The following is a 25,103-nucleotide window of genomic DNA, read 5'->3' as shown; positions in this document are numbered from 1 at the left end:
AAATCCAATGAAAAACAAATCGACGGGGGACCATTGTGAAAGTCGCCATCGCTTCCACGGTTTTGTCGCTCGCATTGTCAATCGGCCTTGCGACGCCCGCCGCCGACGCTGCCATCTATTCGAACGGCACTTCAACCTCCACCTTCAACGTCACGCTGACGCTGCAGCCGAACTGCGCGATCACCGCGAATCCGCTGGCGTTCGGCACCAACGGCGTGCTGTCCGCCGCGATCAACCAGCAGACGACCTTGAGCGTCACCTGCACCAATACGACACCGTACAACGTCGGTCTCGACGCGGGCCAGGTCGCGGGGTCGACCGTCTCGAGCCGCCTGATGGCCGGCACGGCGACCGGCAACACGTCGACGACCGTCGGCTTCCAGCTCTACCAGGATGCCGGACACACGACGATCTGGGGCAACACGCAAGGCACCGACACGGTGGCCGGCACCGGCTCGGGCACCGCGCAGTCACTGACCGTCTACGGTCAGGTGCCCACACAGACGACGCCGAAGCCCGACACCTATCAGACGACCGTCACCGCAACCGTTTACTTCTGACCGGCGCCGCCTCGCATGACCGCAATACGTCGAACGCTCGCCGCGCTGCTGTGCGCGGCCGGCGCCGCGCACGCCGCGTCGCTGCAGATTTCCCCCGTCACGATCGAATTCGGCACCGACGACACGGCTACCGGCATCACGCTGCGCAATTCGGGCGAGCGCCCCGTGTACGGGCAGGTGCGCGTGTTCCGCTGGGACCAGGCCGACGGCCAGGACAGGCTGACGCCCACGCAGGATCTCGTCGCGAGCCCGCCGCTGATCGAGGTCGGCACGCAGTCCGAGCAGTTGATCCGTGTCGTGCGCGCGTCGCGCACGCCGTCCGGTATCGAGCAAAGCTACCGGCTGCTGATCGACGAGCTGCCGCAGCCCGGCGAGGCATCGACCAACGGTGTGTCGATCCGGCTGCGCTACTCGATTCCGGTATTCGTCGAGCCCGCGAGCAACGGCGCGCCGCAGCTCGACTGGACGCTGCTGCGCAGCAACGGCGGCTGGGTGCTGCGCGTGCGCAACGGCGGCGCGCGCCGCGCGCAACTGGCGTCGGTCGAGCTCGTGACCGGCGACGGCCACGCGTACCCGCTCACGCACGGGCTGCTCGGCTACGCGCTCGCGGGCCGCACCAGCCAGTGGAGCGTGCCGCTGCCGGCCGGCGTCGCGCTCGGCGGCAAGGTCACGGTGCGCGCGGCCGTCAATTCGCAACCGGCCAGCGCGGTCGTCGCGGTGGAGCCGCCGGGCTAGACCGCCGGTGCGCCGCCCGGCCCCTTCCCCTTCGCCACGCGCCGGCCCGTTCCCGGCCATCGGACGCGGAACGCCGCGACGCGCGGCGCGCGCCGTGCTCGCGGCCGCCGTGGCCAGCGGCCTGCTCGCCCCCGGCTACGCGCGCGCGGACGAACCCACGGCGCTCGTGATGACCGACAGCGTGCACGACGTGATCCTCGAAGTCAGCGTCAACGGCGAAAGCACCGCGCTGCTCGCGCACTTCCGCGAACGCGACGGCCACCTGTCTGCGAGCGGCGCCGACCTGCGCACGATCGGTTTCGCGACCGACCGGCTCGGCATCGCCGACGCGGCGACGGTCGATCTCGACACGATTCCCGGCCTGCGCTACCGCTACGACGTGGCGCGCCAGAGCATCGACCTGCAGATGCCCGACACGCTGCGCCGCCCGTACGCGGTCGACAGCCGCGCGTTGCCGGCCACGCAGGCGGCCACCGCGTCGCGCGGGATCGCGATCAACTACGAGGCATACGCGCAGACGATCGGCGACTGGCAGTTCTCGCTCTACACCGACGTGCGCTACTTCGATCCGAACGGCGTGTTCAATAGCACCGGCACCGCGACCTTCTACAACGGCGAGCGGCGTTACACGCGCTTCGAGACATCGTGGAGCCATTCGGACCCGGCACGGCCGAGCACGACGCAGATCGGCGACGCGATCTCGGGATCGCTCGCGTGGACGCGCGCGGTGCGCCTCGGCGGCTTCCAGTGGCGCAGCAACTTCGCGCTGCGGCCCGATCTCGTGACGTTCCCGATCCCGTCGCTCGCGGGCTCCGCCGCCGTGCCGTCGGCGGTCGACCTGTACATCAACAACGTGCGCCAGTACACCGGCAACGTGCCGAGCGGCCCGTTCATCATCCACGACGTGCCGGGTATCACGGGCGCCGGCCAGGCGACCGTCATCACGCGCGACGCGCTCGGGCGCACCGTCGCGACCTCGGTGCCGCTCTACGTCGATACGCGCATGCTGTCCCCCGGGCTGTCGAGCTATTCGTTCGAAGCCGGCTTCCTGCGCCGCAACTATGGGCTGCAGTCGTTCGACTACGACGCGCGGCCAGCCGTCAGCGGCTCGATGCGGCGCGGCATCAGCGACGCGCTGACCGTCGAGGGGCATGCGGAAGCGGCCGGCGGCGTGCTCAACACCGGCGTCGGTGCGCTGATGCGTCTCGGTTATGCGGGCGTCGTGAGCGGCGCGGTCGCGGGCAGTGTCGGCCGTTTTCCGGGCACGCAGGTGAGCGTCGGCTACCAGCTGATCGCACCGCGCTTCTCGATCAACGCGCAGACCATCCGCGCCTTCGGCCGCTACGGCGATCTCGCGTCGCGCGAAGGCGCGTCGGTGCCGTCGGCGACCGACCAGGCGACGCTCGCGCTGCCGTTCATGCACCGCCAGACGCTGTCGCTCAGCTATATCGGCTTCCGGCTGCCGCAAGGCCCGAGCGCGCGGATCGGCACGGTGTCGTACACGCTGAGCCTCGGCGATCTCGCGTCACTGAGCGTGAGCGCCTACCGCGATTTCGCGCAGCAGGGCACGAACGGCGCGTTCGTGTCGCTGAACATCGGGCTCGGCCGCAACACGTCGATCAACGCGACCGTCGGCCGCCAGCGCGGCCAGTCGAACTACACCGTCGACGCGAGCCGCCCGCCCGACTACGACGGCGGCTGGGGCTGGGGTGCGCAGACCGGCGGCACCGGCGCGGTGCCGTATCGGCAGGCGCAGTTGCGCTATCTCGGCCATGCGGGCGAGGTCATCGCGGCCGCGCAGACCATCGACCGCCAGACCGGCGCGTCGCTCGACGTCAGCGGCGCGCTGGTGTTCATGGATAGCAGCCTGCAGTTGTCGCGCCGGATCGACGACGGCTTCGCGCTCGTGTCGACCGATGGCGTCGCGGGCATCCCGGTGCTGCACGAGAACCGCGTGATCGGCACGACCGATCGCGCGGGACACCTGCTCGTGCCCGACCTGAACGCGTACCAGAACAACCAGGTCGCGATCGATTCGATGAAGCTGCCCGCCGATGCGCGAATCGCCCGCACGTCGATGACGGTCGTGCCGCAAGCGCAATCGGGCGTCGTCGCGCATTTCGGCGTATCGCGCTATCGCGCGGCGTCGGTGATCCTGCGCGACGCGGCCGGCCGCCCGCTGCCGGCCGGCGCGCGCGTGCATCACGCCGAAAGCGGCGCGGACACGATCGTCGGTTACGACGGGCTCACGTTCATCGACGGACTGAAGGAGGACAACCATCTCGTGATCGACTACGGCACACAACGCTGCGTCGCGGAATTCGCGTTCACGACGCCCGGCAACGGCACGCTGCCGACCGTCGGCCCGCTCACCTGCCGGGCCGCGCCATGAGGCTCGTCCTGCTGCTCGCAATCGCGTTCGCCGCGTGGTGCGGCGTGCCGCGCCACGCGCAGGCCGAATCGTGCACGGCCACCGCGTCGACGGTGAGCTTCGGCTCGGTCAGCCCGATCTCGCTCGCGTCGGTCACCGCGACCGGCACCGTCAGCGTCACGTGCACGTGGTCCGCCGTCACGCTGACGCCGAACGTGCTCGTGTGCCTGAATCTCGGCGGCACGAGCCCGCGCAGCCTCGTCAACGGCGGCAACGCGATGCAGTACGACCTCTATCTCGATGGCGCGCATTCGGTCGCGTGGGGTTCCGTGTATTCCGGCACGACGCCCGCGTCGGTGACGCTCACCAAACCCGCGCTCGCGACGAGCGCAAGCGCGACGGTCACGGTGTATGGGCAGATCGCCGCGAACCAGCCGACCGTGCCGACCACCGGCAACAGCACCACGACCTACTCGCAGCTGTTCAGCGGCACCACGACGTCGATCAACACGGGGTTCTACCTGCTCGGCGCGCCGACCTGCGCATCGCTGACGACGTCGAGCGGCACCTTCCCGTTCACGGCCACCGCGAACGTCATCAACGACTGCACCATCAGCTCGACCAACGTCAGCTTCGGCACCGCGAGCCTGCTATCGGGCGCACTCGCGGCGACCGGCTCGATCACCGCGCAATGCACGAACGGCGACTCATGGAAGATCGCGCTGGACGGCGGCGGCACCGGCAATGTGACGGCGCGCCAGATGCAGCGCAGCGGCGGCGGCGGCACGATCGGTTACGGGCTTTACACGGACGCCGCGCGCTCGATCGCGTGGGGCGACGGCACGGGCGGCAGCTCGACGGTCACGGGCGTCGGCACGGGCACGTCGCAGGTCGTGACCGTATACGGCGCGGTGCCGGCGCAGACCACGCCCGCGCCCGGCAACTACAGCGACAAGATCACCGCGACGATCAGCTTCTAGCGGGAAAGGGAGCCGTTCAGAACGTGACGGTCCACGCGGGCGGCGCGCCCGCACCGACGCTGCGCGGCGCCGTTCGCACGTCGGGCAGCGGCGCGCGGCTCAGCACGAACGGCGTGCCGTGCACGCAGCTGACGCTCGGCATGTCCGCATCGGCGGCCTCGCGCGCGCCCGCGCCGATCGTGCAGATTTCCGGAATGGTGAGACTGACCCGCAGCGGAATCGACGGCTCGGTACCGCCGGCGAGCGACCATGCGCCCAGCGCCGCGAGCGCGAGCGTGCCGTGTTTGATTCGGCCGGTTGCGTTCATCGTTCGGCCCTCCTTCGTGCATCCGTCCAGAACATGCGCGAATTATCCGCGTGCGCGCGGAAAACGTGAAGCCGCGCGCACCCGATCCGGCCCCCGCTGAATCGATCAGCGCGCGGCGGCGAACCCGCCGAAGAACGCACGCGCATTCGCCTCGAGGCTTTCGAGGTGATACCCGCCCTCCTGCACGATCACCGTCGGCAGGCCGAGCGCGCCGATCGCGCCGCCAAGCCGCCCGAAGCCGTCGGTCGTGACGGCGACCTGCGATTGCGGGTCGTCCTTGTAGATGTCGAAGCCGAGCGCGAGCACGAGCGCATCGGGCTGGAACCGCGCGAGCGCACGCAGCGCGTCGTCGAGCCGTGCGAAGAACGCCGATTCCGGCGAACCGTGCGGCATCGGCAGGTTGAGGTTGAAGCCGTCGCCCGCGCCCGCGCCCGTCTCTTCTTCGTAACCCGCGACGACCGGATAGAAGTTGGTCGGATCGCCATGGATCGATATGTACAGCACGTCATCGCGGCCGTAGAAGATCTCCTGCACGCCCTGCCCGTGATGCATGTCGGTGTCGAGGATCGCGACCCGGCGATGGCGGCCGAGCAGCGACTGCGCGGCGATCGCCGCATTGTTCAGGTAACAGAAGCCGCCGGCCGCGTCGCGGCGCGCGTGATGGCCCGGCGGCCGGCACAACGCGTACGCTTCGCGTGCGCCGTCGTTGACGTCGGCGGCAGCCGCGAGCGCACCCTGCGCGGACCAGTACGCGGCGCGCCACGTGTTCGCGCCGATCGGGCAACTGCCGTCGGCAAGGTAGCGCGCGGCTTTCGCGAGCACGCCGCGCAGCGGGTTCGGATCGCGCACGAACACGTTCGACATCACTTCGTCGCCCCAGTCGTCGGGCATCTGCTTCCAGTCGCGATGCGCGTCCTCGAGAAAGCGCAGGTAGTTCATGTCGTGCACGGCCGCGATCGGCGCGGTGCCGCGGTCGGCCGGCTCGCACACGTCGAAGTCGAGCGACCGGACGGCCGCGACGAGCCGCGCCGCGCGCTCGGGCACTTCCTGCGGTTCGCGCATCTGGCCGCGCGACAGGTAGCTGCGCGGATGGTGCAGCAGTTGTTCGGGATGGAAATAGGTTTTCATCGTTCGTCCTCGTCGGTTCGCCGCGTCATGCACCCGGTGCGGTCGCTGCCGCTTCGACGCGCGCAGCAACGCCTGCACGCGCCAGCACCGCGTGGAGCAGCACATTCGTGCCGCGCGTCACGTCGTCGGGCAGCGCATCCTCGGCCTCGTTGTGCGACAGGCCGTCGACGCACGGGATGAACACCATCGCGGTCGGGAAGCGGCGTGCGAGCAGGATCGCGTCGTGGCCGGCGCCGCTGACGATCCGTTCGTTCGTGTAGCCGAACGCGGCCGCCGCTTGCGCGACCTGTTCCACGCAGTCGCGATCGAACGGCGTCGCCGGGCTGCGCCAGCAGGTGTCGATCGCGACCTGCACGCCACGCGCCGCAGCGACGCGCGCGCACGCATCGCGCAAGTCGCGCTCCATCGCATCGACTTCGGCATCGTCGTGATGACGCAGGTCGACCGTGAACGTCACGTCGCCGGCAATGGTGTTGCGCGACGCGTTGCGGATGCCGACCTGCCCGATCGTCGCAAGCCCGCGCGGCGCATGACCGGCGACGATCCGTTCCAGTTCGAGCGCCATCTGCGCGCTCGCGAAATACGCATCCTTGCGATACGGCATCGGCGTCGTGCCCGCATGCGCGGCCACGCCCGTCACGGTCACGTCGAGCCAGCGGATCGCCTGCCCGCCCGTGACGATGCCGATCGTCGCGCCGCTCGCCTCGAGCACCGGCCCCTGTTCGATATGCGCCTCGAAATACGCATCGACCGCGCCGCCCGTCGCGCGTGTGCCGCGATAGCCGCATGCGTCGAGTGCCGCGCCGAGCGTGACGCCGTCGGCGTCCTGCTTCGCGAGCGCGTCGGCGAGCGGCAACGCGCCGGTGAACACGGCCGAACCGAGCATCGCCGGCGCGAAACGCGCGCCCTCCTCGTTGGTCCATGACACGATCTCCAGCGGCTTGCCGGTCACGATGCCCGCGTCATTCAGCGTGCGCACGAGCTCCAGCGCGGCGAGCACGCCGTAGACACCGTCGAAGCGGCCGCCTTCGGGCTGCGTGTCGAGATGGCTGCCGATCAGCACCGGCGCGGCGTGCGCATCGGCGCCGTCGCGCCGCGCAAACAGGTTGCCGACTGCGTCGACGCTCACCGTCATCCCCGCGTCGCGGCACCACTGCGCGAACAGGTCGCGCCCGCGCCGGTCGTCATCAGTGAGCGCGAGGCGCCGCACGCCGCCGCGCGGCGTCGCGCCGACGCGCGCCATGTCCGCCAGGCTCTGCCACAAACGGGCGCCGTCGATTTCCAGCAGGTGTTCCATACGTACTCCGGATGAATGCTTTCGTTGATATTCAATGTGAGCCGAGCGCTTCGGCGGCGGCCGGTTGCGCCGCGCGGCGCGCGTCGAGCGCGACGATGCAAAGCAGCGAGATGCCGGCGAGGCACGTGTAGAACACCGCGAGCGGCCACCACTGGCCCGTGAAGCGATGCGCGAGCCACGTGCCGACGAGCGGCGTCAGGCCACCCGCGAGCGCGCCGCAGATCTGGTACGCAAGCGAGATCGCCGAATAGCGCACATGCGCGGGAAACACCTCGCTCACGAAACCCGCGATCACCGAATAGAAACCGGCCATGCACACCACCGCGAGCGCGATGCCCGCGACGAGCGACACGGACGTGCCGCCCTGCACGAGCATGAACATCGGATACGGCGACAGCATCGCGAGCAGCGCCGCGAGCTTCAGGAAGCGTGCGCCGCCGATGCGCTCAGCGGTCCATGCGGCGATCGGCTGCGCGACGAACTGGATGATCGCGACCGCGAACAGGCTGTCGAGGATCAGCGAACGCGATACGCCGACGTACTGCGTCGTGTACGCGATCATGAACGTGTTCGTGAAATAGACGCCCGCGATCCCGATCGTGTTCGCGCCGATGCAGAGGAACACGAGCCCCGACGCGGAACGGAACACTTCGGCGACCGGCAGCTTCACCGTGCGGTTCGCTTCCTTCACGCGCGCGAATTCCGGCGACTCGTTCACGCCGAGCCGGATCAGGATGCCGACCACGAGCAGCACCGAACTCGCAAGAAACGGCAGGCGCCAGCCCCACGCGAGGAAGTCGGCCTTGTCCATCGACGTGACCGCGCGGAACGCGATCAGCGACAGGATCAGCCCGGCCGGGCTGCCGAGCTGCGCGAACGACGCGAAGAACGTGCGGCGCCCCTGCGGTGCGTGCTCGCCCGCCATCAGCACCGCACCGCCCCATTCGCCGCCAACCGCGATCCCCTGCACGACGCGCAACGCGACGAGCAGCACCGGCGCGAGCACGCCCACCTTCGAATAATCGGGCAGCAGCCCGACGCAGACGGTCGCGACACCCATCATCATCAGTGTCGTCATCAGCGCCTTCTTGCGGCCGATGCGATCGCCGAGATGACCGAAGATGACGCCGCCGAGCGGGCGCGCGAAGAAGCCGACCGCGAACGTCGCGAACGACGCCATCGTGCTGACGAACGGGTCGTGCGACGGGAAATAGAGTTCGCCGAACACGAGCGCGGCAGCGGTCGCGTAGATGTAGAAGTCGTACCACTCGATCATCGTGCCGATGAACGCGGCCGTCGCGGCGCGTCCCGGCTGGGGGGTGGAGGAACGGGACTGGGTCATGCGGGCTCCTGACGCGCGCCGCTGCGACGCGACGCGCAATATCGTGATGGCAGCCGTCTGGCGCGGCCTCGCGCCGCACGCTGCGGCACCCCTCCTTTATCGGCGACCGCAAATCATTAGTCAAATTTCAAGTTATTATTCACTATATAAATTTAACTAATGCTCGCTTCAACGCCTCGCCCGGAGACCCGATGCGCCCCGACCTCGCCCCGTTCCTGAACGACCGCCTCGACTGGAACCTGCTGCGCACCTACCTGGTGATCATGCAGGAGCGCAGCGTGAGCCGCGCCGCCGCGCGGCTGCACGTCACGCAGCCGGCCGTGAGCCAGGCGTTGCGACGGCTCGAGGATGCGCTCGAGCGCCGGCTGATCGAGCGGCGCGGCGCGCACTTCGCGCCGACGCCGGCCGGCGAAGCCGTGTACCGGATCGCGAGCGACATCTACGGCGGCATCTCGCGCCTCGAAACGGAAATCGACGACAGCACGGCCGACCTGACCGGGTCGATCCGGCTGCTGACGGTGAGCCGCATCGAGTCGCCCGTCTACGACGAGTTCCTCGCGGACTTCCATCGCGCATACCCGCGCATCGACCTGCAGATCGAGGTGATGCGCTCGTCGGACATCCTGTCGTCGCTGTTGCAGAAGACGGCCACGGCCGGGCTCGGCCTGTGCCGCACGCCGCACGACAAGCTGGAGATGCGCTGCTTCCTGCGCCAGCGTTACGCGATCTACTGCGGCCGCCATCACCGGTTGTTCGGGCAGACGCAACTGCGGATGGACGATCTGCTCGCGGAGAATTTCGTGTCGTTCACGAGCGACCAGATCGGCGACAGCCTGTCGCCACTCACCGTATTCCGCGACCAGAAGGGCTTCACGGGGCGCATCGTCGCGTCGTCGCCGAGCCTCGAGGAAGTGCGGCGTCTGATCTTCGCAGGCTACGGAATCGGCTGCCTGCCCGAGCACATCGTGCGCGACGACATCGCGCAGCAGCGGCTGTGGCGGCTGCCGCCGGACGACGGGCTCGTCGATGTCGACGTGTTCCTGCTGTGGCATCGCGACCGCAAGATGAACGCGGCCGAGCACGCGTTTCTCGACGCGATGGAGCGCTGCATGCAGCGCTATTCGCTCGCGGAGCGGCTGGGGAAGTAAGGGCGCGAACGCGCCCGAGGAAGACGCCGGGCACACATGGCCCGGCGCGTCGCCATCGTCAGAAGCGATGCACGATGCCGAGCTGCACGCCGCGCGCATTCGCGCCCGGATACGCGAGCGGCAGGCCCGGGTTCGCCGCGCCGGCGAGCGTGTAGCCGGCCTGGTTGCGGTTGCGCAGGTAGGACAGCGCGCCGTAGAAGCTCGTGCGCTTCGACAGGTCGTACTCGTACATCAGCCCGAGCTGGTCCGCATTGTTGCCCTGCGACGACTGGTCGTGCAGATATGCGTAACCGAGCGCGACATAGTTGGCCGGGTTGAACTGGTATTTGACCGACAGCCCGTACACGCGCGAATCGATCCCGAAGTCGGCCCACTTCACCGCGGAGAAACCGCCGTACACGGTCGCCTTGCCGATCGCGTACGACGCGCCGGCCATGATCGTGCGATCGGTGGTGGCCGCCGTTGCGCTCTTCAGCCACTGGCCCGCGACGAACGCCGCGAACGGCCCGTGCTCGTAGGTCAGGTCGAACTGCTGGCTGGAGCCGGCCGAGCGCACGCCGCCCGCATCGCCGAACCCGAAATACAGCCCGCCCTGGAAACCGGCGATCTCCGGGCTCTGGTACGACAGCGTGTTGCTGGTGCGGAACGCGAACACGGTCAGGTTATCCATGCCGGACGCCTGCGTGACGCCGCCGAACGCGTCCTGCCCGCCCTGGTCGTTGAACAGCGGCGAATTCTGGCGGCCCGCGCGCACCTTGCCCCACTGCCCGGCGACGCCGACCCACGCCTGCCGGTTGAACATGCTGCCCGAACTCGCCAGCGAACCGTCGTTCGGGTTGAAGCCGTTTTCCAGCGCGAACTCGATCTTCTGCCCGCCGCCGATATCCTCGCCGCCCTTCAGCCCGAACCGGCTGCCCCACTGACCGCCCGAGCCGATCGCCGCCGTATAGCCGTTGCCGGTATTCACGTACTGCGCGAATTCGTCGATCACGCCGTACAGCGTGACGCCGTCCTGCGCGAGCGCGGCGCCCGATCCGGCGAGGCACGCGGCCGCCACCGTCATGCGAAGACCGGCGTGCACCGGCCACGCCCGGGGATCGCAGCCTCGGGCTTTCATTTGTTTAGTCATACTATTCAATAGAAAGAGAATGAAACGACGCCGGGCGCGGCAACTGCGCCGCACCGGCATCGCGGGATGGTGAATGTGGGTGAGAGCCTGGTGCAGGCGGCGCCAGGCTCGGCGCGACGCTCAGGCCGGCAGTGCGCCGGCCCGATGCGCGATGCGCGTGGTCAGTGGTGAACTTCGCCGCGCTCGATCGGCAGGATCAGGCGTTCGGGGATGCTGCGTCGCGACGCACGCGCGGCGACGTAATACAGCACGGCCGGCACGATCAGGCCGAGGATCCACGAGATGTCGGTGCCGCCGAGCGCGTCGACGAGCGGCCCCGTATAGATGTGCGTCGACATGAACGGCAGTTGCACCAGGATGCCGACCACGTAGATCGTGATCGCCATCACGTTCCAGCGGCCGTAGCGGCCATCCGGATCGGACAGCGCCGGCACGTCGTAGCGCGAGCGCGTGAAGCAGTAATAGTCGACCAGGTTGATCGCGCTCCACGGCGTGAAGAACGCGAGCAGGAACAGGATGAACGCGGTGAATTCCTTCAGGAACGAATGACGGCCCGCGAGGGCGATCAGCGTCGACACGCAGATCATCCCGAAGATGTAGACGAGACGACTCTTCGACGACACGGCACCCTTGCCGCGGAAACCGCTGACGATCGTCGCCATCGACATGAAGCTGCCGTACGCGTTGAGCGCCGTCACCGTCACCTTGCCGAACGCGATGCTGAAGTACAGCAGCGCGGCGACAGCACCCGTCGAGCCGAGACCGACGATATACGACACTTCGTGGTGCGCGAACTGGCCGCCGGCCAGCGCGGCCGCGAACACGCCGAACACCATCGCCGCCTGCGCGCCGATCACCGAACCCAGGCCGACCGCGAGGAACGTCGCGACCGACGACGTCGAGCGCGGCAGGTAGCGCGAATAGTCGGCGACGTACGGGCCGAACGCGATCTGCCACGACGCGGACAGCGACATCGACAGCAGGAAGCTCGCGAGCGAGAAATGCTTGTTCGCGAGCAGCGCGCCGATGTCGTGGTTCGCGAACAGCTGCGAGAACATGTAGACGAACGCAACGATGCCGACCACGCTCGCGATCCGGCCGACGAAGTGGATCGCGCGATAACCGAACACGGTCAGCACGACGATCACGGCCGCGAACAGCAGGATGCCGGCCGCGTCGTCGACGTGCAGCAGCTGCGCGACGGCCTGCCCGGCCAGCACCGAGCCGCTTGCGGAAAAGCCGATGTACATCAGGCACACGAGCACGATCGGGATCATCGCGCCGTACACGCCGAACTGCACGCGGCTCGAGATCATCTGCGGCAGCCCGAGCTGCGGGCCTTGCGCGCCGTGCAGCGCCATCACCGCGCCGCCGACGAGCTGGCCGAGCAGCAGCGCGACCAGCGACCAGAACACGTCGCCGCCGAGCACGACCGCGAGCGCGCCCGTGACGATGGCCGTGATCTGCATGTTGGCCGACAGCCACAACGTGAACTGGCTCAGCAAGCCGCCGTGGCGCTCGGCGTCGGGAATGAAGTCGATCGAGCGTACCTCGATCAGGCCGCCGGCTTTTCCACTGGGATTCGTTGACACGGGGAAATCTCCAAAATACTCAGGATCGCGAATGGTTTGAACAAGACAGGAATCTGCGAGCCGCCCTTTCGGCTCTTCGGGTGCGGGGCGCCGTGGATCGCCGGCATGCGCCACGCACGCACGGTCTGCACGCTGGCGCGCAAGCGACACGACGTGTGCCGACATTGCCAGCGGATGATCTTGTATATACAACTTGCGAGATATCGGTGATTACCCGGTATCGATCCATTTTGGAAATTGTCCGAACAATCGCGATGCGTCGGGCCGGTTTTGCCGCCGATCTGACGTTGGAAAAATGAAAGGTCAGGCGCCGGTGGATGGCGCCTGATCGGGCGCGGCCGTCATGTCGGCGGCGGGGAGCAGGTTCAGCATGCGCCGCGCGACTTCGATGTCGCGCGCGTGCAGCCATTCGTCGTAGTCGTCGCGGCGCAGGATCACGACGCCCCGCTTCTCGTCGCCGGGCCGATGCATCCGCGAGAACAACGGATGGTCGTCGGCGTTCACCGTGAGCATCGCCATGCCGACGCATGCGCGGCCGTCGCCGCCTTCGTAGCGCCGCCAGATGCCGGCGACGCAGCACGGTTGCCAGCCGTCGACGCCGATCCGGTGCCACACGTTGCGGCCGCTCTCGTAGCACGGCTCGCAGATCCAGCGCACCGGGATCAGGCAGCGCTGGCCGTTGCGCCAGGCGTTGCCGTACAACCGCGACGAGCCGACCGTTTCAGCCCGTGCGTTCACCGTGTCGAGCTTCCTGCTTTTTCGGCCGTTCTCGTCGATCCGTTCGGGCTGCATGAATTTCGGCCAGAAGCCGAACACGGCCGCAACGACCGCAAGGCCGTCGCCGTCGGCGCGCACAAGCGGCGCCGCGTAGTCGGGATAGACATCGGGTGCCCACGGGTCGCGGCGGTACAGATCGCCGATGCCGATCTTCAGTTCACTGATGCCCGGGTCTTCGCCGGGGGCGCGGTAGTGGGTGCACACGGTTCGGCGAACGATGGAAGCAATGTTTCCATCGTAGGTCAGCGCGGGGGTCGCGATCGCGCTATCGCTTTATATGACGAAACAATTTTACGAATCGATGATGCGCCGTGATCCGGCCGACGCCCGCCGTCACCGCGCGCCGCGACGGCGCGATGCATACAGGCAGATCAGTTCCAGCGCGATCGTCGCGCCGGCCAGCGACGTGATTTCCGCATGATCATACGGCGGCGACACCTCGACCACATCCATGCCGACCAGGTTGATGCCTTCCAGGTGCCGCAGGATCTCGAACGCCTGATGGCTCGACAGCCCGCCCGCGACCGGCGTACCGGTGCCCGGCGCGAACGCCGGGTCGAGACAGTCGATATCGAAGGTCAGATACACGGGATGATCGCCGACGCGCTCGCGAATGCGCGCGGCGACCGCGGCGGGCGTCGACGCATGCACGCGGCGCGCATCCTGGATGTCGAATCCCATCGGTTCGTCGTTGGTGGTCCGGATGCCGACCTGGGCCGACCGCTCGGGCACGACCCACCCTTCGCGCGCCGCGTGATAGAACATCGTCCCGTGATCGATACGCTTGACGTCGCGGTCGGGCCACGTGTCGGTATGCGCATCGAAATGCACGAGCGACAGTGGCCCGTGCACCTTCGCATGCGCCTTCAGCAACGGATACGTGATGAAGTGATCGCCGCCGAGCGTCAGCATCGCGCAGCCGCGCGCGAGGATCGCATCGGCATGCCGCTCGATCGCGCCCGGCACCGATTCCGGCTGCCCGAGATCGAATGCGCAATCGCCATAGTCGACCGCGGCCAGCACGTCGAACGGATCGAACGACCACGGCCACGGGCGCTCCCACGCAATGCCGGTCGACGCGATCCGCAACCCGCGCGGGCCGAAGCGCGTGCCGGGCCGGTGCGATGCGGCGGAATCGAACGGCACGCCGGTAATCGCGAGGTCGACGCCATCGAGATCGCGGCTGAAACGCCGGCGCATGAAGCTCGTCGCGCCCGCGAAGGTCGGTTCGGCTTGTGTGCCGTAGAGGCTGTCGCGCGTGAACGCGAGATCGTTCTGGCTCATCGTCGGATTCCTGTCTGAAGGGGACACGGTCGCGCTGCCGGCGACCTCGTGCCCGATTCTGCCGTCAGCGCATCCGACGAAAAATATGAACTAACATAAGCTGACTTCACGAAACGCGATGTATCACCATGCTGACCCGACTGAGAGACATGGATTTGCAGTTGCTGCGGCTGTTCCTGACGATCGTCGAAAGCGGCGGCTTCAGCGCCGCGCAGGGCACGCTCGGGATGGCGCCGTCGACGATCAGCACGCAGATGGCCAAGCTCGAGACCCGTCTCGGGTTCCGGCTGTGCGACCGCGGCAAAAGCGGGTTCCGGCTGACGCCGAAGGGCGAACGCGTGCTGCAGTCGACGCGGCGGCTCCTGCAGGCGATGGACGTGTTCACACGCGATACGCAGCACGTGTCGGGTACGTTGCTCGGCGAGTTGCGCATCGGCCTGTCCGAGCGGCTCGCGCCGGACATCGTCGAATCGATCGCGGCGGCCGTCGGCCGCTTTCGCGAGCAGGCGCCGGACGTGCTGATCGAGATGATCGCGGTGCCGCCCGACGAGCTGGAGCGCAGGTTGCTGAAGAGCGAGCTGCAGCTCGCGATCGGCTACTTTTCGGGCCACCAGGCCGGGCTGCACTATGCACCGCTGTTCGTCGAACACCAGTCGCTGCATTGCGGCGCCCGGCATCCGCTGTTCGCGAAGAAGACCGTGTCGGTCAACGACATCGCGCGCACGAGCAACGTCGCGCGGCTCTACAAGACGAACACGTCGGGTGCGGCGCTGCGCAACGCGCAACCGACCGCGTTCTCCGAGAACGTCGACGCCGACGTGATCTTCATCCTGTCCGGCGCGCATGTCGGCTTCCTGCCCGACCACGTCGCGGCGCCATGGGTGGCCGCCGGGAAGATGCGCAGGCTGCTCGCGAGCAAGCTGAGCCACACGGTCGAATTCCAGCTCGCGACGCCGAGGAACTGCGACGGCAGCGAAGCGCTCGATGCATTCACCGCTGCGCTCGCCGAACAGTTCGGCGGGCTTGACGGCTTCGCGAGCCAATAGCCGGCGCGCGTCGCCCCCTTCCGCTTCAGACGAGCCGGTCCGATGCGACGACCTGCACGCCCGGCCGCGCGTCGAGCGCCGCGTCGAGCAGCGCGCGGGCGATTTTCCGCGCGGGGTTCACGCGCCACTTCGCCGGCAACACGGGTTGCGCGACGTTCAGCGCGAACACCAGCATCCGCTCGCCGACCCTGAATTCATCGCGGCTGCCGCCGATCAGGCCCGGCCGCACGTACGTGAGCGACGCGAACCCGACACCGGCGAGCGCCTGCTCGACCTCGCCCTTGACGCGGTTGTAGAAGATGCGCGACGCAGGATCCGCGCCGAGTGCGGAATTCAGGACGTAAGTCGGCGTGCCGTACCGGTGCGCGAGCCGCGCGACCGCCAGCGGATAGTCGTGATCGACGCGCCGGAACGCCGCCTGCGACCCGGCGGCCCGCATCGTGGTGCCGAGCGTGCAGATCACGGCATCGGCCTGCCACCAGTCGGCCTCGCCGGGCAGATGATCGAAATCGACTTCCAGCGCGCGCATCTTCGGATGCGGCGACAACGGCCGGCGCGCGAGGACGATCACATGATCGACCCGCGCATCGGCGAGCGCGACTTCGAGGACGTGGCGCCCGACGAGTCCGGTCGCGCCGACGAGCAGCAGTTTCATGTCCGGTTCTTCCGTGTGAAGCCTGCGTTGGCGGGCCGGAAGCGGCCCGGTTTCCGGCTTTCCACATGATGGTCGGCCGCCCCGGCGCAGACAACCCTCCCACATCTCGAAAAATTACAAGCCGCACGCGTTGCATATCTCGAAACGGTCTCGCGGTGCTGCCGGCTTCGGGCCACTCCGCGCATCAGCTTGTCGCCCATGTGCGCGTCGAATAGCCATTTCCATCGTACCCCATCCCGTTGAATGGCTATTGATGTCCGGCCGGCGGTCGAGCCGGAGGGCTTTACCGTGGGCCCGATCCTGCTCACGCAACCAACCGCGGAGCACTGGACGCCGCAGCATCCGAGCGAGCCGTTCCTCGCGCGCATTCGCCATGTGCCGGTCAAGGTCGCGATGCTGGAGAACGCGGACCACTATCACTCGAACAACCGGGGTTATCTCAGATAGTCGATGCGTTTTATCGTGATGTGACGGCGCAACACGTTGAACCCCGCGCGCTCCCCTGACAAAAGGCACACGCGCGGGCAGCCGTTTCAGATCGGCTTCTACACCGGCACCGGTGCGCTAACCGGAAGGCCGCCGATGCGCACGTTGCGCATCGGCGTCTCCGTGTCAGGTGCCCGCGTCAAACATGCAACGCGTGCCCGAGCGCGCGGAGCGCGGCCTCCTGCAGCGCTTCGCCGAGCGTCGGGTGCGCGTGGATCGTGCCGCCGATGTCCTCCAGCCGCGCGCCCATCTCCAGCGATTGCGAAAACGCCGCGGCCAACTCCGACACACCGCGCCCGACGGCCTGCCATCCGACGATCAGGTGGTTGTCGCGCCGCGCGACCACGCGCACGAACCCGTCGGTCGCCTGCAGCGTCATCGCGCGTCCGTTCGCCGCGAACGGGAACGACGCGCTCACGCAATCGACGCCGGCCGCATGCGCGTCGTCCGGCGACCAGCCGGCCGTCACGATCTCGGGGTCGGTAAAGCACACGGCCGGAATCGACGCGGGCATGAACTTGCGGCGCCGGCCGGCGATCAGCTCGGCCACCATCTCGCCCTGCGCCATCGCGCGATGCGCGAGCATCGGTTCGCCGGCGACGTCGCCGATCGCCCAGACGTTGCGCATCGACGTCCGGCATTCGTCGTCGATCCGCAGCGCGCGGCCGTTGCGATCGAGCCGCAGCGACTCGAGCCCGAAGCCGTCGACGCGCGGCCGGCGGCCGACCGCGACCAGCACGCGATCGGCCGGCAGCGTCTGCTCGGCGCCGTCGGCCGCCTGCACGCGCACCGCGCCGTTTTCCGCGAGCCCGAGCACCTTGTGGCCGAGCCACAGCCGGACACCGAGCCGCGCGAGCGAATCGGCAACCGGCCGCGCGAGTTCGGCATCGTACGCAGGCAACACGCGCTCCGCCACTTCGACGACGCTGACTTCGACGCCGAGCTTGCGGTAGACGATCCCGAGTTCGAGCCCGATATACCCGGCACCGACGACGACCAGCCGCTTCGGCAACGTCGTGGGCGATAGTGCTTCGGTGGACGACACGACAGGTCCGCCGAACGGCATCGACGGCAGTTCGACCGGTTCGGAGCCGGTCGCGAGCAACAGGTGCTCGCAACTGATCTGCGCCGAGTGGCCGCCCGAGACGACTTCGACGGTCTTGCCGTCGATCACGCGTGCGTCGCCATGCAGCACGCGCACGCCGTTCTTCTTGAGCAGCGCGCCGACGCCGCGCGTCAGCCGGTCGACGATGCCATCCTTCCACGCGACGCTTTGCGCGATGTCGATCTCGGGCGTGCGCACGCGAATCCCGAGTGCCCCTTCGCCGGCCTGGCCGCACGCCTGTTCGAATGCGTCGGCCACGTGGATCAGCGCCTTCGACGGAATGCAGCCGATATTCAGGCACGTGCCGCCGAGCCGGTCGCGCTCGACGAGCACGGTCGGAATGCCGAGCTGGCCGGCCCGGATCGCGGCGACGTAGCCGCCCGGGCCGCCGCCGATCACGAGCAGCGTGGTGTGTTCGTTTTTCATCGCGCTCACTCCACGAACAGCAGTGCCGGGCGTTCGAGCACCCCGCGCACGGCCTGGATGAATTCGGCCGCATCCGCGCCATCGACGACACGATGGTCGAACGACGACGACAGATTCATCATCTTGCGCGCGACGACCGCGCCGTCGCGAATCATCGGCCGCTCGACGATCCGGTTCACGCCGACGATGCCGACCTCGGGATGATTGATGACCGGCGTCGACACGATGCCGCCGAGTGCGCCGAGGCTCGAAATCGTGATCGTCGAGCCGCTGAGTTCGTCGCGCTGCGCACGGTTCGTGCGCACCGCATCGGCGAGCCGCGCGATTTCGGCCGAGATCGACCACACGTCGCGCGCTTCGGCATGACGCAGCACGGGCACCGTGAGGCCGCCATCCGTCTGCGTCGCGACGCCCATGTGCACCGCGCCGTAACGCGTGACGACACCCGCTTCATCGTCGAAGCGCGCATTGATCTGCGGGAAGTCGCGCAACGCGATCACCATCGCACGGATCAACAGCGGCAGCGGCGTGAGGCGGCCGCGCGTGTCGCCGTAACGACGATTCAGGTCGGTACGCAACGATTCGAGTTCGGTGACGTCGATTTCCTCGACGTAGCTGAAGTGCGGAATGCGGCGCTTCGCCTCCTGCATCTTGCGCGCGATCGCGCGCCGCAGGCCGATCAACGGCACTTCGGTTTCGTCGTGGCGTTCGTCGTAGCCGTGCGCTTGCGATGCTCGCGCCGCGCCGCTGCCCGTGCGCGCATACGCATCGAGATCCGTATGCAGGATCCGACCTGCGTCACCCGTGCCGCGTACGTAGCGCAACTCGACACCCATGTCCCACGCGCGCTGACGCACGGCCGGCGACGCGAGCGGTCGTTCGCCCGGCGCGAGCGCCGCGCGCGGCTGCGCCGCAGGTTCCGCCCGACGCGGTTCCGCAGGCGCACGTTTCGCGTCATGACGCGGCGCCGCAGGCTTTTCAGCCGGCACGTCGGCAACCGGCTTCGACGCTGCCGCCGCAACCGGTGAGGTTTCTACCTTTGTTTCCCGCACCGGTGCGCCGGCCTTCAGGTTGCCGTCGCCTTCGACCTCGAGACGAATCAGCTCGCTGCCGACCGCCATCATCTCGCCGATGCGGCCGCCGAGTTCGAGCACCCTCCCCGTCACCGGCGACGGAATCTCGACCGCCGCCTTGTCGGTCATCACGTCGGCGAGCGGCTGGTCTTCCTTGATCGTCTGTCCGACTTCCACATGCCAGGCCACCAGCTCGACCTCGGCGATCCCTTCGCCGATATCCGGCATCTTGATGACATGAATCCCCATCTCACGCCTCCATCACGCGTCGCAACGCTTCGCCAACCCGGGCCGGCCCCGGAAAGTACGCCCATTCCTGCGCATGCGGATACGGCGTATCCCAACCCGTCGTGCGCTCGATCGGCGCTTCGAGGTGGTAGAAGCAATGTTCCTGAACCAGCGACACCAGTTCCGCGCCATAACCGCAGGTGCGGGTCGCCTCGTGCACCACGACGCAGCGCCCGGTCTTGCGCACCGACGCGACGATCGTGTCGAGATCGAGCGGCCACAGCGTGCGCAGGTCGATCACTTCCGCGTCGATGCCCGTTTCTTCGGCCGCGGCGAGCGAGACGTGCACCGTCGTGCCGTACGTCAGCACCGTCACGTCGTTGCCCGGCCGCACCACGGCGGCCGTATCGAGCGGCACCGTGTAGTAGCCCTCGGGCACCGCGCTCGCCGGATGCTTGAGCCACGACGTGACGGGCCGTTCGTGATGGCCGTCGAACGGCCCGTTGTACAGCCGTTTCGGCTCGAGGAAGATCACCGGATCGTCGTTCTCGATCGACGCGATCAGCAGCCCTTTCGCGTCGTACGGATTCGACGGCATCACCGTGCGCAGACCGCACACCTGCGTGAACATCGCCTCCGGGCTCTGGCTGTGCGTCTGGCCGCCGTAGATGCCGCCGCCGCACGGCATCCGGATCGTCATCGGCGCGATGAACTGGCCGGCCGAGCGATAACGCAGCCGCGCGCCTTCCGACACGATCTGGTCGGATGCCGGGTAGAAATAATCCGCGAACTGGATCTCGCACACCGGGCGCAGCCCGTACGCACCCATCCCCACTGCCACCCCGACGATCCCGCCTTCGGAGATCGGCGCATCGAACACGCGCGACTTTCCGTATTTGTTCTGCAGTCCTTCGGTACAGCGGAACACGCCGCCGAAATACCCGACGTCCTGCCCGAACACGACCACGTCGCTGTCGCGCCCGAGCATCACGTCCATCGCGGAGCGCAGCGCCTGGATCATCGTCATCGGCTGCGCCGCCGTGCCTGTCTCGAGTTGAGCCATGGTCATGCTCCCAGTTCCTGGCGCTGACGGCGCAGGTGCGCGGGCAGCTCCTTGTACACGTCGTCGAACATCGAGGCCGGCGACGGAATCCGGTCGTCGGCCAGCGTCCCGTATTTCTCCGCTTCCTTCTGCGCGGCGATCACCTCGGCCTCGAGTTCGGCCGTCAGCGCTTCGTGCGCGCTGTCCGACCAGATGCCCTTGACGATCAGGTGGCGCTTGAAACGGTCGATCGGATCGCCGAGCGGAAAATGGGACCAGTCGTCGCTCGGCCGGTACTTGGTCGGGTCGTCGGACGTCGAATGCGCGCCCGCGCGGTACGTCACCCACTCGATCAGCGTCGGGCCGAGGTTGCGGCGCGCGCGTTCGGCCGCCCAGCTCGATGCCGCGTAGATCGCGAGGAAGTCGTTGCCGTCGACGCGCAACGACGCGATCCCGCAGCCGACGCCGCGCCCCGCGAACGTCGTGCCTTCGCCGCCCGCGATCGCCTGGAATGTCGAGATCGCCCACTGGTTGTTGACGACGTTCAGCACGACCGGCGCGCGGTACACGTGCGCGAACGTGAGCGCGGTATGGAAGTCGGCTTCGGCCGTCGCGCCGTCGCCGATCCACGCGGACGCGATTTTCGTGTCGCCCTTGATCGCCGACGCCATCGCCCAGCCGACCGCCTGGATGAACTGCGTCGCGAGATTGCCGGAAATGGAGAAAAAGCCCGCGTCGCGATCCGAGTACATCACGGGGAGCTGGCGGCCTTTCAGCGGATCGCCTTCGTTCGACATCAGCTGGCAGATCATCCGCTCGAGCGACACGTCGCGCGCGATCAGGATGCTCTGCTGCCGGTAGGTCGGGAAGCACATGTCGCCGTCGCGCAGCGCCATCGCGTGCGCGGTGCCGATCGCCTCTTCGCCGAGGCTCAGCATGTAGAACGAGATTTTCTTCTGGCGCTGCGCGATCATCATGCGCGCGTCGAAGATGCGGGTCTTGAGCATCGCGCGCAGCCCGGCAATCAGCCGCGCATCGTCGAGGTCCGGCGCCCACGGGCCGACGGCTTCGCCGCGGTCGTCGATCACGCGCACCAGGCTGCGGGCGAGATGGGCGGTGTCCACCGCGGCAACGTCGATCGGCGGGCGGCGAACCGCGCCGGCCGGCGATAGATGCAAATAGGAAAAGTCCGTCTTGCAGCCCGGGCGCCCGGTGGGCTCCGGCACATGCAGACGCAATGGCTCTGACAGGCTCATCGTGTCGTCTCCACGCTCGATTGTGTCTCACGCTGATAGGAACGCGCGGCCGGTTGCCGGCCTGCGCGCGGGCTGGCGCGCGGATAAGCACGCCAACCTTGGGAATCTATGCAATGCCGCGCCGGCCGTCGATGACTAACCCGCTCGATCGCGGTGAGCATATTTGCCATGATAGGCGCGGGATGGCGGGATGGCGTGCCCGGGGTGGCCGGTTGGCGCCGGCTGCCGGTCACGCGGTGCCGTGCCCCTGCGATCCGGGGCCGGAGAGGAATTCGCGGCCGTCGCCGCGATTGACGTCGAACGCAAGATCGGGAGGCGAGTGGCGCCGGCGACCCACGCTGAACCGGGCGGCAACCAACATCAGTGGGACGTCGATCGCCGATAAACCCGGTCGATCGACGGGGAACCGCGCGAATACGGAGCGCGGCAAACCGGTCGAACGCGCGTGCCGGGTGGACGGCCACCCGCACCCACCCGGCGACTTTCAGTTTCAGCTGCCTTGTGCGGGCGTGAATACGCCGCGAAAACGCATCTTCCCCGACGCGAGGCGACCGTATGCTTCGGTGGCCTCGTCCAGCGCAAATGTTTCGACGATCGGTTTGACCTTGCCTTTGGCGGCGAGGTCCAGCACCTCGCTCAGGTAACGCAGACCGCCGTGAGTCGATCCGATGACCTGCTGACGCATCATGTGGAACGGCTTGCTCTGCGACGCGATCGAGAACGGCTTGGTGAAATCGAGCCCGCAGAGGATCACCCGGCCGTCGACGCGCAAGCCGGCCATCACTTCCTCTGCAGTACTGAACTCATTGGTCGTGACCAGCAGCACGTCCGCGCCACCCAGATCGCGCAGTTCCGCACCGTTTGCCACGACCTGGTCCGCGCCCAGCCGGGTCGCCAGGTCGCGTTTGTCCGCGGAATGCGTGATCGCGATGGTCTCGAAACCGCACGCCCGGGACAATTGCAGCGCCACGTGTCCCAGGCCACCGATCCCGAGCACGGCGACCTTCTCGTGTGGTTGCGGCGCCGCATCACGCAGGCCGCTCCACGTCGTGTAGCCGGCGCACATCATCGGCGCGGCATCGACATAGGCGAGCCCGTCGGGCAACAGCACCGTCCCCTCGGCCGCCACCGCGATGTACTCCGCATGCCCGCCCTGCGATGCGAACCCGGTGGTCCGCGGCGCGTCGCAGTTCACGGCCGTCTGGCCGGACAGCGGACGATGCTCGCGACAGTACGCGCAGCGACCGCACGCGGACTGCACCCAGGTCGTGCCGATCCGGTCGCCCACCCTTCGCGCATGCACACCGGCGCCCACTTCGACCACTTCCCCAACCACCTCATGGCCGGGTGTCTGCGGGTAAATGTCGCCGCCGTAGCCCTGCGTCGCCCAGACGTCCGTATAACACATGCCGGACGCGTGGACCTTCACCAGCACCTGCCCCGGCCCGGCTTGCGGAACCGGCACTTCCCGGACTTCCCAGGGCCGATTGGCGCCGGTCATCACGATCGCCTTCATCTTCATTGCCTGCTCCTTGTTCAACCGAACGTAGCGTTCATCGCCCAATCCGTCGGCGCCTGTCGCCGCGACGTCGTTGCCACGGCGGCCGGTGGATGCGATGACGAAGGCCCTAGTCTAGAAAAGGCGCATTATCATGACAATCTCGCCAATCTTTATGTCACGATGAATTCAGCTCATCAATTGAAAAGCGGCGATCTGTTCTCGCTCAATGTGTTCCTCGCCGCGGCGACGCACCTCAGTTTTCGCGCGGCGTCGATCGAGCTCGACGTCACGCCGTCGGCAGTCAGTCATTCGATCAAGAGCCTCGAGCAGCGTCTGGGTGTTCGCCTGTTCAACCGCACGACGCGCAGCGTGTCGCTGACGGATGCCGGCGAACGACTCGTCGAAAAGCTCCGCCCCGCGATCTCTTCAGTTGCGGAGGCGATGCTCGCGGTCGACGGGCTGCGCGACACGCCCAGCGGCACCGTGCGCATCAACGCCAGCGAAGGCGCGATCCGCATGGTGCTGAAACCGGTGCTCGCGGGTTTCCTGCGCGACTACCCGCAGGTCCACCTCGACATCGTGACGGACGGGAAGCTCGGCGACATCGTGGCCGGCGGATTCGATGCGGGGATCCGGCTGGCCGAGGCCGTGCCGCAAGACATGATCGCGGTGCGCGTGTCCGACCCGGTGCGCTTCGCCGTGGTTGCGTCGCCGGCCTATTTCGCGGCGCGCGGGCGCCCCGAGGTGCCGCAGGATCTGCACGGGCACGACTGCATCCGCTTTCGCTTCGACAGCGGCGCGATCTATCGCTGGGAGTTCGAGCGTCGCGGCGTCGTCGAAACGGTGAATGTCGGCGGCCCGCTCACGCTGACCGATCAGCCGCTGATGGTCGATGCCGCGATCGACGGCATCGGGATCGCGTTCGTACCGGATCATCTCGTCCGCGATGCGCTGCGCGACGGACGTCTCGAACGCGTGTTGATCGACTGGTGTCCGGTCATGCCGGGGCTATGTCTGTATTACCCCGGTCATCGGCACGTGTCGGGTGGGCTGCGTGCGTTGATCGATACGTTGCGTATGCCGTCTTCCGGTGCCGATCGAGGTTGACCGGCTGTGTTGACGAACGCATGAGCGAGGTATGAATCGCTGCCTAGCGCGTCGAGAAGGATCATCACGTCCGATGCAATGCCGCAAAAACAAAAAACCCGCGAGCGCTCGATTTCTCGCGGGTTTTCGGACCTTCATGGAATCGCATGGAAGCGTTCGTGGTGCCGGGGACCGGACTTGAACCGGCAAGCCAATTAAGGCGGCGGATTTTCGTCACACTGCTTCTTTCGAAGCCGGCGTCGCGTGCGCGATGCCGTTCGTGCGCTGGACTATGCCTTCACCGTCGCGCGCGGGCGTGACCGCTGCCCATGCGCCTTAGGCGCCCCCCGTCTAGTCTCTACACCTTCCTCGCGGGTGCCGCGAGGCTTGGCTCGGCGTTGCCTCGATGCGCGCATCAGGGGTTTCACCGAATTTGAAGGGTTCTGCACCGACCGTTTCCGACCGGGCACTCAATCGTGTTTAAGTCCGCTATGTTTACCAATTTCATCACCCCGGCAAGAGGGCGGACCGGATTCTACCACTGCCCGG

22 protein-coding genes are annotated in these 25,103 nt (G+C 67.7%); 8 read left to right on the top strand and 14 right to left on the bottom strand.

The features are described 5' to 3' along the window. The first annotated feature begins 62 nt into the window (after positions 1-62). The 4 genes from ACN22W_RS06510 to ACN22W_RS06495 are packed head-to-tail and all read left to right on the top strand — an operon-like array spanning position 63 to position 4,646. The gene (locus tag ACN22W_RS06510; protein ID WP_412023406.1) at positions 63-560 is read left to right on the top strand and encodes a spore coat U domain-containing protein; all 498 of its coding nucleotides are present in this window, start codon (positions 63-65) and stop codon (positions 558-560) included. A gap of 15 nt (positions 561-575) precedes the next feature. After that, on the top strand, positions 576-1,295 hold the full coding sequence (locus ACN22W_RS06505) for a molecular chaperone (protein ID WP_419686870.1): 720 nt from the start codon (positions 576-578) through the stop codon (positions 1,293-1,295). 7 nt (positions 1,296-1,302) lie between these two features. After that, on the top strand, positions 1,303-3,687 hold the full coding sequence (locus tag ACN22W_RS06500; RefSeq protein ID WP_419686868.1) for a fimbria/pilus outer membrane usher protein: 2,385 nt from the start codon (positions 1,303-1,305) through the stop codon (positions 3,685-3,687). Then, positions 3,684-4,646, top strand: a complete 963-nt coding sequence (locus ACN22W_RS06495; protein ID WP_419686867.1) for a spore coat U domain-containing protein — start codon at positions 3,684-3,686, stop codon at positions 4,644-4,646. Before ACN22W_RS06500 ends, ACN22W_RS06495 begins: the two co-directional genes overlap by 4 nt. Before the next feature lie 16 nt (positions 4,647-4,662). Here the strand turns inward: ACN22W_RS06495 and ACN22W_RS06490 are convergent, their stop codons facing one another. The 4 genes from ACN22W_RS06490 to ACN22W_RS06475 form a co-directional block, all read right to left on the bottom strand. Further along, entirely contained in the window at positions 4,663-4,953 is a 291-nt protein-coding gene (locus ACN22W_RS06490; RefSeq protein ID WP_129514186.1) for a hypothetical protein, read from the bottom strand. Positions 4,954-5,058: 105 nt separating this feature from the next. Beyond that, entirely contained in the window at positions 5,059-6,081 is a 1,023-nt protein-coding gene (locus ACN22W_RS06485) for a histone deacetylase family protein (protein WP_419686865.1), read from the bottom strand. A gap of 25 nt (positions 6,082-6,106) precedes the next feature. After that, positions 6,107-7,378 (bottom strand): Zn-dependent hydrolase, encoded by a 1,272-nt coding sequence (locus ACN22W_RS06480; protein ID WP_419686863.1) that lies wholly within the window; start codon positions 7,376-7,378, stop codon positions 6,107-6,109. Between the two features lie 31 nt (positions 7,379-7,409). Further along, entirely contained in the window at positions 7,410-8,720 is a 1,311-nt protein-coding gene (locus ACN22W_RS06475) for an MFS transporter (RefSeq protein ID WP_419686862.1), read from the bottom strand. 191 nt (positions 8,721-8,911) lie between these two features. On the opposite strand from ACN22W_RS06475, the gene ACN22W_RS06470 reads away from it, so the two are divergent. Further along, complete coding sequence (locus tag ACN22W_RS06470) at positions 8,912-9,868, top strand: LysR family transcriptional regulator (RefSeq protein WP_174419065.1); 957 nt, start codon at positions 8,912-8,914, stop codon at positions 9,866-9,868. A gap of 58 nt (positions 9,869-9,926) precedes the next feature. On the opposite strand, the gene ACN22W_RS06465 is transcribed toward ACN22W_RS06470, so the two are convergent. From ACN22W_RS06465 to speB, 4 genes are all read right to left on the bottom strand, one after another. Then, positions 9,927-10,997, bottom strand: a complete 1,071-nt coding sequence (locus tag ACN22W_RS06465; protein WP_419686860.1) for a porin — start codon at positions 10,995-10,997, stop codon at positions 9,927-9,929. A gap of 161 nt (positions 10,998-11,158) precedes the next feature. Continuing rightward, positions 11,159-12,589, bottom strand: coding sequence for a purine-cytosine permease family protein (locus tag ACN22W_RS06460; RefSeq protein ID WP_419686858.1), 1,431 nt, complete (start codon positions 12,587-12,589; stop codon positions 11,159-11,161). Between the two features lie 303 nt (positions 12,590-12,892). Next, the gene (locus ACN22W_RS06455; RefSeq protein ID WP_419686856.1) at positions 12,893-13,570 is read right to left on the bottom strand and encodes an SOS response-associated peptidase family protein; all 678 of its coding nucleotides are present in this window, start codon (positions 13,568-13,570) and stop codon (positions 12,893-12,895) included. A gap of 129 nt (positions 13,571-13,699) precedes the next feature. Beyond that, positions 13,700-14,650 (bottom strand): agmatinase, encoded by a 951-nt coding sequence (gene speB, locus ACN22W_RS06450; protein WP_412022136.1) that lies wholly within the window; start codon positions 14,648-14,650, stop codon positions 13,700-13,702. A 128-nt stretch (positions 14,651-14,778) separates the two neighbouring features. Here speB and ACN22W_RS06445 point away from each other — a divergent pair, with 128 nt between their 5' ends. Beyond that, complete coding sequence (locus ACN22W_RS06445; protein ID WP_419686854.1) at positions 14,779-15,696, top strand: LysR family transcriptional regulator; 918 nt, start codon at positions 14,779-14,781, stop codon at positions 15,694-15,696. A 25-nt stretch (positions 15,697-15,721) separates the two neighbouring features. Here ACN22W_RS06445 and ACN22W_RS06440 read toward each other — a convergent pair whose 3' ends face one another. Next, positions 15,722-16,351, bottom strand: a complete 630-nt coding sequence (locus ACN22W_RS06440) for an NAD-dependent epimerase/dehydratase family protein (RefSeq protein WP_419686853.1) — start codon at positions 16,349-16,351, stop codon at positions 15,722-15,724. A gap of 243 nt (positions 16,352-16,594) precedes the next feature. Between ACN22W_RS06440 and ACN22W_RS06435 the strand changes: the two genes are divergently transcribed. Further along, positions 16,595-16,798, top strand: a complete 204-nt coding sequence (locus ACN22W_RS06435) for a hypothetical protein (RefSeq protein WP_419686851.1) — start codon at positions 16,595-16,597, stop codon at positions 16,796-16,798. Positions 16,799-16,976: 178 nt separating this feature from the next. On the opposite strand, the gene lpdA is transcribed toward ACN22W_RS06435, so the two are convergent. From lpdA to ACN22W_RS06410, 5 genes are all read right to left on the bottom strand, one after another. Next, positions 16,977-18,368 (bottom strand): dihydrolipoyl dehydrogenase, encoded by a 1,392-nt coding sequence (lpdA, locus tag ACN22W_RS06430; protein ID WP_419686849.1) that lies wholly within the window; start codon positions 18,366-18,368, stop codon positions 16,977-16,979. Positions 18,369-18,373: 5 nt separating this feature from the next. Continuing rightward, entirely contained in the window at positions 18,374-19,690 is a 1,317-nt protein-coding gene (locus ACN22W_RS06425) for a dihydrolipoamide acetyltransferase family protein (RefSeq protein WP_419686847.1), read from the bottom strand. Between the two features lies 1 nt (position 19,691). Further along, positions 19,692-20,738 (bottom strand): alpha-ketoacid dehydrogenase subunit beta, encoded by a 1,047-nt coding sequence (locus tag ACN22W_RS06420; RefSeq protein WP_129514173.1) that lies wholly within the window; start codon positions 20,736-20,738, stop codon positions 19,692-19,694. Continuing rightward, on the bottom strand, positions 20,735-21,967 hold the full coding sequence (locus ACN22W_RS06415) for a 3-methyl-2-oxobutanoate dehydrogenase (2-methylpropanoyl-transferring) subunit alpha (protein WP_412022142.1): 1,233 nt from the start codon (positions 21,965-21,967) through the stop codon (positions 20,735-20,737). The genes ACN22W_RS06420 and ACN22W_RS06415 overlap by 4 nt, the downstream gene beginning before the upstream one ends. Before the next feature lie 490 nt (positions 21,968-22,457). After that, complete coding sequence (locus tag ACN22W_RS06410) at positions 22,458-23,489, bottom strand: alcohol dehydrogenase catalytic domain-containing protein (RefSeq protein ID WP_419686845.1); 1,032 nt, start codon at positions 23,487-23,489, stop codon at positions 22,458-22,460. On the opposite strand from ACN22W_RS06410, the gene ACN22W_RS06405 reads away from it, so the two are divergent. Further along, a complete protein-coding gene (locus ACN22W_RS06405) occupies positions 23,418-24,575 on the top strand; it encodes a LysR family transcriptional regulator (RefSeq protein ID WP_419686844.1) in 1,158 nt (385 codons plus the stop codon). The two genes, ACN22W_RS06410 and ACN22W_RS06405, sit on opposite strands and share 72 nt — an antisense overlap. Positions 24,576-25,103 lie beyond the last annotated feature (528 nt).

This window comes from Burkholderia theae (genome assembly GCF_048565265.1).
GTDB classification, from domain to species: domain Bacteria; phylum Pseudomonadota; class Gammaproteobacteria; order Burkholderiales; family Burkholderiaceae; genus Burkholderia; species Burkholderia theae.
This window is presented reverse-complemented; position numbering and strand designations above follow the sequence as displayed.